This window comes from Mesobacillus jeotgali (genome assembly GCF_031759225.1).
Classification (GTDB): domain Bacteria; phylum Bacillota; class Bacilli; order Bacillales; family Cytobacillaceae; genus Mesobacillus; species Mesobacillus jeotgali_B.
The window spans coordinates 3,331,698-3,343,461 of sequence record NZ_CP134494.1; the positions used below are offsets into that span (position 1 = coordinate 3,331,698).

The window sequence follows — 11,764 nt, forward strand, 5'->3', positions numbered from 1 at the left end:
TCTACTTACAAATGTCTTTGAATTTTTCAATGAAACTCTCAAGCGGCAGTTGGATTTGCTCTCCATCCGCCATTGATTTCAGGTTAATCTTCTTCTCTTTTAATTCGTCTTCACCCAACACTGCCACATATCTTGCATTCATTCTGTCAGCAGCCTTGAACTGGGCTTTGATTTTACGATCCTGATAGTCTCTTTCTGCAGAGAATCCTGCCATTCTCAAATTGTGGAGCAAGCCCACAGTATAATCCTTCGCTTCCTCTCCCAAGGCAACAAGATAGCAATCGATTCCTTCATTGACAGGAAGCTCAACACCTTCTGCATCCAATGCTGCAAGCAATCTTTCAATGCTTAACGCAAATCCGATCCCAGGTGTTTCCGGTCCGCCGATTTCTTCGACAAGACCATTGTATCTGCCGCCGCCGCAAAGCGTCGTGATGGCTCCAAAGCCTTCAGCATCGCTCATAATTTCGAAAGCAGTGTGATTATAATAATCCAAACCGCGCACTAGATTCGCGTCGACCTCGAATTCAATCCCAAGATCAGTCAGGTACTTTGTGACTTTATTAAAATATTGAGCAGAATCATCTGTCAGATAATCGATGATGGATGGTGCTGATTTCATCAATTCGTGGTCACGGTCTGCCTTGCAATCCAGGATACGCATCGGATTCTTTTCCAGTCGGTTCTGGCAGTCGCCGCAAAATTCCTCGATCCGAGGTTGAAAATGGCTGACTAAAGCATCCCTGTGAGCTTTTCTGCTTTCCTTATCGCCCAGGCTGTTTACGACCAGCTTAAGCTTTTTCAAGCCAAGTTCCTTATACAGCGACATGGCAAGGGAAATTACCTCAGCATCGATTGCTGGGTCTGCGCTTCCCATCGCCTCGACACCAAACTGTACAAACTGGCGGAAACGTCCAGCCTGTGGGCGTTCGTAGCGGAACATTGGTCCCATGTAATAGAGTTTCACTGGCTGATTAGGGCTTCCGAACATTTTATTTTCAACAAAAGAGCGTACAGCCGCTGCCGTGCCTTCTGGACGAAGCGTCAGGCTGCGGTTACCCCTGTCAGTGAAAGTGTACATTTCTTTCTGGACGATATCTGTTGTATCGCCAACGCTTCGTTTGAATAAATCTGTATGCTCGAAAATCGGTGTCCTTAATTCCCGATATTGATATCTTTCACAAAGTTCTCTCGCCTTCGCTTCAATGAGCTGCCATTTCTCTGTCTGGCCTGGCAAAATGTCCTGTGTTCCGCGTGGGATATTGATCTGATTAGACACAGTGCATCCTCCTCCATTCATTTCGAATCATTTTTATATGGCTATTACTTTTTTCCTTACTTTAATCCTGCACGAAGCTTCACGAATGAAGCCCCCTTCAAAAAGCAACATTCCTATGCAACCAGCCTTATGTAAAAAAAAGAATACAAAAAAGCCCCCAATCCCTTGCTATAATAACAAGGGACGAGAGCTTTGTATTCCCGTGGTGCCACCCTAATTGAAGCGCATGAATGCACTTCCTCTTTAACAGTTAACGCCTGATTACGTCTCCTCCTAATAATGGGTTTGCCCATGTTCAGAGAAAATCCTACGGAGTGTTCATTCACCAAGTCATCGTGCAGAAATGCTTTCAGCCAGGGCATTTCCTCTCTTTTCACCTGTTTCACGGCTACTCTGCTCCATCAACGGTATGTTTTCTATATAACATTTTATTTATATTATAATACGGAGTACAAATGGCCTTGTCAAGCACAATTCAAGAACGTTCAATCTGTTTTTTAAGTTTTCTAACATCACGGAGAGAAAGCCCAAATTCTGAAGCTAATTCTACCGTGTTGGCGCTCTGTTCTTTCTGGATAAAATCGTGGAAATCGACTCCGAATAATTGATTCTCCCCAAATGATGCAGAATTTCCTTTTTCACTGAACCGCATGGTATCACCTTCCAATGTTTATTGCTTACTATTCTTCCCAGCGACTGTATAAATTTTTCATGATTTTAAGATATTCTTTTTCACTTGAATTTTTTTCGGTTTATACCGATATAAGAGAAAAGTCCTCGTGATTTTACCGGAAAAATCAGGTAAGATATTTTTTATAGAGAATGAGAGGGAGGGAGATCATTGCCCAGAAATAAAATGGTTCCTATCATTCTTTGCTTGATGCTCATTTTTGGGAGCCTTCCAGCTTTTGATTCTGCTCAAGCAGATAACGGAAGCGTCTCAATTACGGCAACAAGCTTGAATGTAAGATCAGGGCCAGGATTAAGTTACCCGATATCAGGGTCAGTGAAAAAAGGAGAAAAGTATTCAATCGTCAAGGAAGAAGGCGATTGGATTCAGATCAGCCTTGGCGGCAGCAAGAAGGGATGGGTTGCTGAATGGTTTACTGCCAAAGAATCACCAAAGACGGCAGTTTCACCGGCTGTTTCGGCAAATTCCAAAAGTTCGGGGAGCGTTAACGCCAATGGTTTGAGAGTAAGAAAAGGGCCAGGCACCATCCACCAGGTAATAGGGTCTTTTAACAGTGGACAAGCTGTCGAAATTCTTGGCTACAATGGAAATTGGGCGGAAGTGCGCACTAATAATATAAGAGGCTGGGTTTCAATAGAATACATATCTGTAAAAGAAGGAAAGGCTGCAGAAGCACCGGCAGCGAGTGCTAAAACAAGCGGGACGGTCACCGCTACTTCCTTGAATGTAAGAGAAAAGCCTTCATTGAACTCTAGTAAAGTTGGTCAATTAAGTTATGGTGCCGCTGTGACAGTCCATTCCCAATCCAATGGCTGGGCCGAGATCACATACGCAGGGAAAAATGCCTGGGTAAGTGCTCAGTACTTGAAGATCGGAGGAAAACAAACAACTGACAGCAGCAAGCCAGCAGCCCCTGTCGATCAGTTCACAGGCACGGTAACTGCTTCACAGCTGAATGTTCGGGATAAAAACTCGCTGAATGGAAGCGTGGTTGGTTCTGTTTCAAAGGGGCAAAGCTTCAAGATTCTCGATGAACAAAATAATTGGGTCAAAATTGAATATCAAGCTGGAAAAACAGGCTGGGCAGCTGGCTGGTTTTTCGAAAAAAAGAAAAACGGACCAGCAGCTGCACCTAGCCAGTCAGTTCAAAACAGCAGCGTCTCCATGCTCCATAATGGAACAAACATACGTAAAGGACCAAGCACAGGCACAGCAGTTATTTACCGTGCCAATCAAGGTGACAGCTTTGAAATCATAAGCGTCGAAAAAGATTGGTATAAGATTGCGCTGCCAAATGGGACAAGCGGGTTTGTAGCCGGATGGATCGTTTCTGTAAAAGGTACTGCGCCGCAAATAGAGAGGCCGGGAGCGGAGAAGCACACAAAAAATAAAACAGTTGTCATTGACCCGGGGCACGGCGGCCGGGATAATGGGACTACTGGTGCAAGAGGTACCTTGGAAAAGACGCTCACCTTAAAAACGTCTCAGCTTCTATATGACAAGCTCAGAGCTGCAGGCACGAACGTGATCTTAACCAGGAACAATGATCAATATATTTCGCTCGCCTCAAGAGTCAGCAGCTCCCATTACCATAATGCCGATGCATTTATCAGTATCCATTACGATAGCATCAATGACCGGTCTGTCAGGGGCATGACGACATACTACTACAATTCAAAACAAAAACCTTTGGGTGAACAAATTCACTCATCGGTCGTCAGCAAAACCATGTTGAAGGATCGCGGCACCCGATTTGGCGACTATCACGTGATCCGGGAAAACAAGCAGACAGCTGTCCTCCTGGAATTAGGCTATTTAAGCAACCCTACTGAAGAGGTGCTTGTCAATACACCTCAATATCAGGAAGCAGTAGCTAACGGGATCTTTGAAGGACTTGCCCGCTATTTTAAGAATAATTAAGAAGACCATCCATAAGCCTTTAGAATAATCTGTTAAAGAAGAATCCGACTGAAGACAGCCCAGCTGTCTTCAGTTTTTTTGTGGACAGAGAGAGGATTAACGACAGTAATAGTACCGTTTTGCATCGGAGTCTGCACAAAAGAATGCGAAAGTACCCTTACCCTTTACGTATCTGTTTCGTAAGGGTATCTTTTCAGGCAAGAGGTACCCTTTCGACTTACGTATCTGTTTCATAAGGGTATCTTTTCAGGCAAGAGGTACCCTTTCGACTTACGTACCTGTTTCATAAGGGTATCTTTACGAGTGAGAGATACCCTTTTGCCATCGAAATCTTGTACATAAGGGTATTTATATACACTGCAAGATTCCACAAACAAAAAAAGGAATCCCGCTCTCGGGATTCCTTCTCTTTTTACTTATTTACTGTCGACAATCAATGTAACTGGACCGTCATTTGTCAATTGAACGTCCATCATTGCACCGAATACACCGGTTTCGACCTTGATTCCTTTTTCGGCAAGGAAGGTGTTGAAGGCTTCATAGACAGTTTCTGCATGAGCTGGCTTCGCTGCATCCATGAAGTTCGGGCGGCGGCCTTTGCGGCAGTCACCATACAGGGTAAACTGGGAAACTGAAAGTATCTCTCCCCCTACATCGAGGAGTGACAAGTTCATCTTCCCTTCATCATCTTCAAACACCCTGAGATTGGCGGCCTTCTCGGCAAGAAAAGCTGCATCTTTTTCGGTATCATCATGGGTAACACCCACAAGGATGACAAATCCCTTATCAATGGAGCCTGTTACTTCCCCATCAACTGTCACTTTTGCTTCTTTGCTTCTCTGTATCACTAAACGCATCGGTAATCTCCTAACACTTTTCAAAAAATATGCTTAACTCATTACCCTTCTGACAGCATAGATATCCGGAATTTGCTTGATGCGGTCGACGACTCTTTGCAGGTGGCTGACATTATGGATGGCGATGGACATATTGATGGTTGCCATCTTATTTTTGTCAGACTTCCCAGAAACAGCGGTAATATTGGTTTTTGTTTCATTAACCGCCTGCAGGACTTCATTCAGCAATCCTCGGCGGTCATAACCGCTGATTTCAATATCCACATTATACTCTTTGCGGTCATTCAAGCCGGTCTCCCATTCTACCGGTATCAATCTGGCCTGAGCATCCTCAGTGTGGATGTTCGTGCAATCAGAACGGTGAACGGATACACCCCTGCCTTTTGTGATAAAACCTACAATATCATCCCCAGGTACAGGATTACAGCAGCGGGATAGCCTGATCAGCAAATTATCAATGCCCGACACTCGGACCCCTGACTCTCGCTTTTTGGCAGGTGCAAATGCCTTAAGCTCGGAAACGGCATTTGAAATATCCTTTTCCTGTTCCATGTCACGCTGCTTGCGAAGCTTTTCTGTCAGTCTGTTCGCTACCTGTAGAGCTGTTATTCCATTGTACCCAATTGAAGCGAACAGATCTTCTTCATTGGTAAAATTATATTTCTCCGCAACCTTTTTCAAGTTCTCGGATGTCAGAATTTCTTTAACCTCAAAATCCATATTGCGAATTTCTTTTTCTAAAAGCTCCCGGCCCTTTTCAACATTTTCGTCCTTCTGCTGCTTCTTGAAGAATTGGCGAATCTTGTTTTTGGCCTGGGACGTCTGAGCAAGCTTTAACCAATCCTTGCTTGGTCCATAGGAATGCTTGGAAGTGAGGATTTCAATGATATCCCCCGTCTTCAGCTGGTAATCTAGAGTGACCATCTTGCCATTGACCTTGGCACCAATCGTCTTATTGCCGATTTCAGAGTGAATCCGATAGGCAAAATCGATTGGTACTGAGCCTGAAGGCAATTCGATCACATCGCCCTTAGGCGTGAAAATAAATACCATATCCGAGAAAAGATCGATTTTAAGAGATTCCATGAATTCTTCTGCATTCGCAGTGTCATTCTGGAATTCAAGGATTTCCCGGAACCATGATAGCTTCGTTTCAAAGTTGGAAGCATCCGTTGGTTTGCCCTCTTTATATGCCCAGTGGGCGGCAACCCCGAATTCAGCAATCCTGTGCATTTCATCTGTCCTGATCTGGACTTCCAGTGGATCGCCTTTAGGACCAATTACCGTCGTGTGCAATGATTGGTACATATTCGGCTTTGGCATCGCGATATAGTCTTTGAATCGGCCAGGCATCGGTTTCCAGCATGTATGGATGATACCCAGGATTGCATAGCAGTCTTTTATGCTATTGACGACTATCCTGACAGCCAGCAGATCATAGATTTCATTGAACTGCTTGTTTTGCAGTACCATTTTACGGTAGATGCTGTAAATATGCTTGGGCCTTCCTGAAATTTCAGCCTTGATTGAAACTTCTTTCAGCCTTTCCTTAACTTCATCAATGACTTCAACAAGATATTGCTCGCGCTCCGCCCTTTTCTTTTTCATCAGGTTGACAATGCGGTAATATTGCTGGGGGTTCAAATAGCGCAATGCCGTATCTTCAAGTTCCCATTTAATTTTTGATATACCGAGCCTGTGAGCCAGCGGCGCGAAAATTTCCAGCGTTTCATTCGATATTCTCCGCTGCTTTTCATTCGGCAAATGCTTCAATGTCCTCATGTTATGAAGACGGTCAGCAAGCTTGATGAGGATGACACGTATATCCTGAGCCATTGCTACAAACATCTTGCGGTGATTTTCTGCCTGCTGCTCTTCATGCGACTTGTACTTTATTTTTCCAAGCTTCGTGACGCCATCAACAAGCATGGCCACTTCATCGTTGAAGGCCTCTCTAATATCATCAAGAGTCACATCCGTATCTTCTACGACATCGTGAAGAAAACCGGCTGCAACTGTCGCCGGGTCCATCTCGAGGTCTGCCAGGATGCCTGCCACCTGAATTGGGTGGATGATGTACGGTTCACCCGACTTCCTGAATTGATCATGATGAGCCTGTCTGGCGAACTCATATGCCTTCTTTACCAATTCAACATGTTCATCATTCAAATATGATTTTGTACAGTCAATGACTTGTTCTGCGGTCATTACCTGGTCATTCGCCATAGGATCACCTTATTTAAATTTCTTTATATTAACCCGCATTTTCTCTCCAGCGGGAACCAAGGAATGGTCGACAAAATACGAAAAGCGCAAGCGCCTTGTTCAGCCCCGACAAGCGCTGGAGCTGGACAATTCTCTAAGTGAATAATGCTATCTTATTTTTAAAAGCAAAACCCTCTATATACAATAATTATTCTTATAAAGGATTGTTACTATTATCAAAGAAAAAATCGAAGATGTAAAGAGAAAGGAAGAGATTTTACAGCAGAAATTAAAAAAATTGTCGAAAGATATTTTATTTCCATAAATTTTAAGAGTTTATTTCATCGTAGCGCATTTCTGGAAAAATTCTTTTTTATACCTTTTTCTATAAAAAAAGGGCACTTCGCAATGAAGCACCCTGTCTGTTTAATATTGCATCAAGGTTAGAATATCATAGCCATCTAGCTTATTACGGCCGTCAAGATAAGTAAGTTCGATCAGGAAGGCGATTCCTGCTACAACTCCTCCTAGTTCTTCGACTAGCTTGATCGTCGCTTCAATCGTTCCGCCAGTAGCCAGCAGGTCGTCGGTGATCAAGACTCTTTGTCCTGGCTTGATCGCGTCCTTGTGGATTGTCAACACATCACTGCCATATTCAAGACCATAGTTGACTTTGATTGTCTCGCGCGGAAGCTTTCCTTCCTTCCTTACAGGAGCAAAACCTACTCCATGTGCATAGGCAACCGGGCAACCGATGATGAAGCCGCGAGCTTCAGGTCCGACTACAAGGTCAATTTGCTTTTCACGGGCATAGGCCACGATTTGGTCTGTTGCATATCTATAAGCATCACCATTGTCCATTAAGGTTGTGATGTCCTTAAATTTAATGCCGGGCTTTGGCCAATCGGGAACGATTGTTACAAATTGTTTCAAATCCATTGAATAATTGCCTCCTCATTTTTCACCGACTCTTGGATGAATTGGTCAAACCAATTCTTCAATTGCTCATACGAAGAGTAGAGCAATTCATTTTCAAGAGTGAATGCTTGCACCTTGTGCTGATATGTTTTGGATTCAGTCAGATCCCTTTTGGGGACATTTTCTTCTAGTGAAATAAACCCATTGTTTATTTTAACAAAATCTAGTTCAAAAAACACCTGCGACATGAAATCTACTGTTTCTTTTGTCCACCCTCTATGCTTGGCCAGATCGTCGCCATACCTTTTCAGATCAAATGGCCCTTTCTTTGCAAGGAACGCGTAGAACCATTTGAAGTGCTCACGGGTTGGCATCGTCGTGAAGAAATCGCTGCTTTCTTTGTAAAAATGGACATATACCCTTCCCGGATTTTTCCCGGAAAATAAATTCTCCAGAATCTCTTTGGAAGGAGGCAGATCCAATAAAACAACATATGATTGATCAAGTTCGATCTGTTGAGCCTGATCCTCGGCAGTTACCACTTCCAATGAGTCTCCGATAATAGGTGAAAACTTATTTTTCAAGTCGGGATTAAAGAGAATCCATTTGATATGATCCCCTGGAATCATGTCAGGAAGCTTGTCCAGTCTTTTAAGTCCGCGGAAATCGAATAGCTGCCAGGATTTGACCGCTACATCCCTGAGGAAGATCTGCGGCTTCTTGATATTGTTCCATTCATTGATAGACAGTTCGCCAATGACCGACAGCTTGGAACTAGGTGAAATATGATCATGAAGATGGCCAAAACCGAAGCCAATTCCATCGATCACATTGCCTTCCTCTTCCAGCGCCAGCTTTAAATGTGACTGATCCGCCCCGATCTTTCTGAGGGTTGAAATATTAGCCGCCTCGATCATGACCTTGGGCTTAGGGTTGCTGACACCATATGGTGAAAGCATTCCGAGTTCATTTATGGTTTCAATCGTAATCTCTTTAACTTCTATACTGGCATCGATATGGGATACAGGAATTAAATCTTCTTCTTTCAGCTGCTCTTTTGCGAGTGAATTCAATCTTTTCCTTAATTCATCCACATCACTTAAATTCAATGTCATGCCCGCAGCCATCGGATGTCCGCCAAAATGCGGCAGGATGTCTCTGCAGGTTGATAGATTTTTAAAGAGATCGAACCCTGCAATACTGCGTGCTGAACCCTTGGCAAGTCCCTTTTCATTGTCAAAACTAAGAACAATCGTTGGCCGGTAGTATTTTTCAACCAGCTTGGATGCTACGATCCCAATGACTCCTGCGTTCCAGCCTTCTTTGCCGACGACTAGGACTGAATTATCTTTTATAGGAAAATTCATTTCCACTTCAGCAACTGCTTCTTCAGCAATTTGTGAGACTATGTTTTGACGCTCTTTATTGATTGAATCAATTTCTTCCGCAAGCATCATCGCTTCTTCCGGATCTTGTGTCATCATTAATTGGACAGCAGGATCCGCGCTGCCAAGTCTACCCGCGGCGTTAACCCTCGGCCCTATCATGAACCCAATCGTTTCTTCATCAATGGAAGATCTATCCGTCTTAGCGAGTTTAAGCAGTGCATTCAAACCAGGCGTCTGGCTCGACTTCAATTTCTCAATTCCCCTCGTGGCAATCAGCCTGTTCTCTCCCATGAGCGGTACAAGGTCGGCAATTGTCCCGATAGCCGCATATTCCAGCAAATGCTCCGGCACCCTTTTTAGCAGTGCATGCGCTACCTTAAAGGCAACTCCGACTCCAGCCAGATCCTTGAAAGGGTATACACTGTCTTCCAGCTTTGGATGGATGATCGCAAATGCATCCGGCAGAACCGGTCCAGGTTCATGATGGTCCGTTATAACCAAGTCGATGCCTACCTCTTTGGCAACAGAAGCTTCATGAAGAGCAGAAATGCCCGTATCAACAGTGATGATCAAACCAACTCCGCTGTCTGCGGCACTGCGGAACGCTTTTTCATTAGGACCGTATCCTTCTGTAAAACGGTTCGGTATGTAGTAGTCGGCATTCGCCCCAAGCTCGTCCAGGGCTTTCATCATGACCGTCGTACTGCTCACTCCATCTGCATCATAATCACCGAATACTAAAATGGGCTCCTGCGTTTTGATAGCCTCATTGATCCGCTCAACTGCCTTATCCATGTCCTTGAGCAAAAAGGGATCATGGAATTCGCTTTTTGCTCCAAATAAAAAATACCGGGCATCTTCCACGGTATCCAGTCCGCGATTGACTAACAGAGAAGCAGTCAGATGAGTTATGTTCAAGTCCTTGGCGAGTGAATCTATTATTGTCTGGTCGGATTTTTTCACAATCCACCTTGATTTTGGCTTTAACATACGTTCACCTCTCAGCTTTTTCATTATACAAAAGCAGAGAGAGGGTTTCAATGACAATGAATGCTAATAAGGGGCTTAAAATTCTTGGGACTAATGGAAGAGTAATAAAATATAATAAAATGGCAGCACATTTGAATGCTGCCATTTTAACTGGTCTAATGGATATCTTCTATTTGATGTTGTGCTGTATCTTCCTGGGCTGTTTCCTTTTGTGCCAGCTGCTGTTCTAATAAACTGTTTTTCTTCCTCAATGATTTTACTTCGCGTTGAAGCACAAACATCCTGAACAGGCCGACAGAGCCAACGATGATCCCGCCCATCAAGACAGAACCTAAGATCACTAAAATTAACGGCCATTCAGATTCCCCGAATAAATAGTTTACTGTTACTGAGTCGACATTGATGACGGCAAATACAGCAACAATCAATGCAAAAGCTAGCCCCAGCAGTAACGTCCATTGAAACTTCATAGAATCTCCTCCCCCCGAGAATTATTGAATATCTACGCCATCTTCGGAAGTTCCATTCTCACTGAACGGATTTATATGGACCAGAACATTTTGGACATTTTTGTTTTCCATCAGTTTCTTCTTTACACTTTTACCAATCCGATGGCCCTGCTCCACGGTAATATGTGGATCAACAGATATTTTCAAATCAATGATAACGTAATGGCCATGTTCCCTGGCATGTAATTCATCCAATTTTTTCACTTCTGGTATGGACTGTACAACCGTCCTGAATTCTTCCGTATCCTCATCGTGCAGGACATGGTCAAGCGTGTTGTGAATCGACTCCTTGCCAAGCTTCCATGCCATCCTGATGACCAGCAATGCAACAAGCAGACCGGTAACCGGGTCGGCGTATACAAGCCATCCTATTTCAAATATTCCTCCCAGGACGGCAGCGCTAATCCCAATAAGTGCTGCTATCGAAGAGTAGACATCCGAACGATGCTCATATGCATTGACGATCAGGGCATCACTTTTCAATTGTTTACCCAATTTGAATTTGTACCTGAACATTCCCTCTTTTACGATAATTGAAACAACAACAGCAACAATTGCTATTGATTTCGGGGGTTCAATAGGATGAAAGAATGATTCTATCGAAGATCTGCCAATCTCTACACCAACAAGCATCAATAACACTGCTACAATGATTGCAGCAATGGATTCGGCCTTTCCATGGCCATATGGATGGTCTTCATCTGGCGGTGCTTTTGCAGCCTTGAGACCTATGTATACAGCTAATGAACCAGCTACATCTGAAGCAGAATGGACAGCATCCGCTACAAGCGCTTTACTGTTCGCGTAAATCCCGACACCCCACTTCAACCCTGCCAGTACGATATTTCCCACTACGCCAACCATTGCTGCAAATTCGGCTTTCTTAAAACGAACATCTTTTTCCAATAGCAAAATCCCTCCCCTTGCAAAGGTTATATGATGATCTCATGCTTTTTCTCAGCATGTTTAGTCTGGCGGCATTCCTTTTATTTTATCCTGAAAAATGG

General features: G+C 43.8%; 8 protein-coding genes and 1 other annotated feature. Of the genes, 1 reads left to right on the forward strand and 7 read right to left on the reverse strand.

Features of this window, described 5'->3' with window-relative positions:
- Position 1: 1 nt before the first annotated feature.
- Positions 2 to 1,279 carry a histidine--tRNA ligase gene (gene hisS / locus RH061_RS16835; RefSeq protein ID WP_311071891.1) on the reverse strand — a complete coding sequence of 426 codons (1,278 nt, stop codon included), beginning with the start codon at positions 1,277 to 1,279 and terminating at the stop codon, positions 2 to 4.
- Positions 1,280 to 1,455: 176 nt separating this feature from the next.
- Positions 1,456 to 1,693: a binding site (T-box leader), on the reverse strand.
- A gap of 427 nt (positions 1,694 to 2,120) precedes the next feature.
- On the opposite strand from hisS, the gene RH061_RS16840 reads away from it, so the two are divergent.
- Entirely contained in the window at positions 2,121 to 3,890 is a 1,770-nt protein-coding gene (locus RH061_RS16840; RefSeq protein ID WP_311071892.1) for an N-acetylmuramoyl-L-alanine amidase family protein, read from the forward strand.
- Between the two features lie 416 nt (positions 3,891 to 4,306).
- Here the strand turns inward: RH061_RS16840 and dtd are convergent, their stop codons facing one another.
- The 6 genes from dtd to RH061_RS16870 form a co-directional block, all read right to left on the reverse strand.
- A complete protein-coding gene (dtd, locus tag RH061_RS16845; protein WP_311071893.1) occupies positions 4,307 to 4,747 on the reverse strand; it encodes a D-aminoacyl-tRNA deacylase in 441 nt (146 codons plus the stop codon).
- Positions 4,748 to 4,780: 33 nt separating this feature from the next.
- Positions 4,781 to 6,973, reverse strand: a complete 2,193-nt coding sequence (locus tag RH061_RS16850) for a RelA/SpoT family protein (protein WP_311071895.1) — start codon at positions 6,971 to 6,973, stop codon at positions 4,781 to 4,783.
- Between the two features lie 405 nt (positions 6,974 to 7,378).
- Positions 7,379 to 7,891 carry an adenine phosphoribosyltransferase gene (locus RH061_RS16855; RefSeq protein WP_167832846.1) on the reverse strand — a complete coding sequence of 171 codons (513 nt, stop codon included), beginning with the start codon at positions 7,889 to 7,891 and terminating at the stop codon, positions 7,379 to 7,381.
- Positions 7,882 to 10,248, reverse strand: a complete 2,367-nt coding sequence (recJ, locus tag RH061_RS16860; protein WP_311071898.1) for a single-stranded-DNA-specific exonuclease RecJ — start codon at positions 10,246 to 10,248, stop codon at positions 7,882 to 7,884. The genes RH061_RS16855 and recJ overlap by 10 nt, the downstream gene beginning before the upstream one ends.
- 155 nt (positions 10,249 to 10,403) lie before the next feature.
- Entirely contained in the window at positions 10,404 to 10,718 is a 315-nt protein-coding gene (locus RH061_RS16865) for a LapA family protein (RefSeq protein WP_311071901.1), read from the reverse strand.
- A 21-nt stretch (positions 10,719 to 10,739) separates the two neighbouring features.
- Complete coding sequence (locus RH061_RS16870) at positions 10,740 to 11,663, reverse strand: cation diffusion facilitator family transporter (protein WP_311071903.1); 924 nt, start codon at positions 11,661 to 11,663, stop codon at positions 10,740 to 10,742.
- Positions 11,664 to 11,764 lie beyond the last annotated feature (101 nt).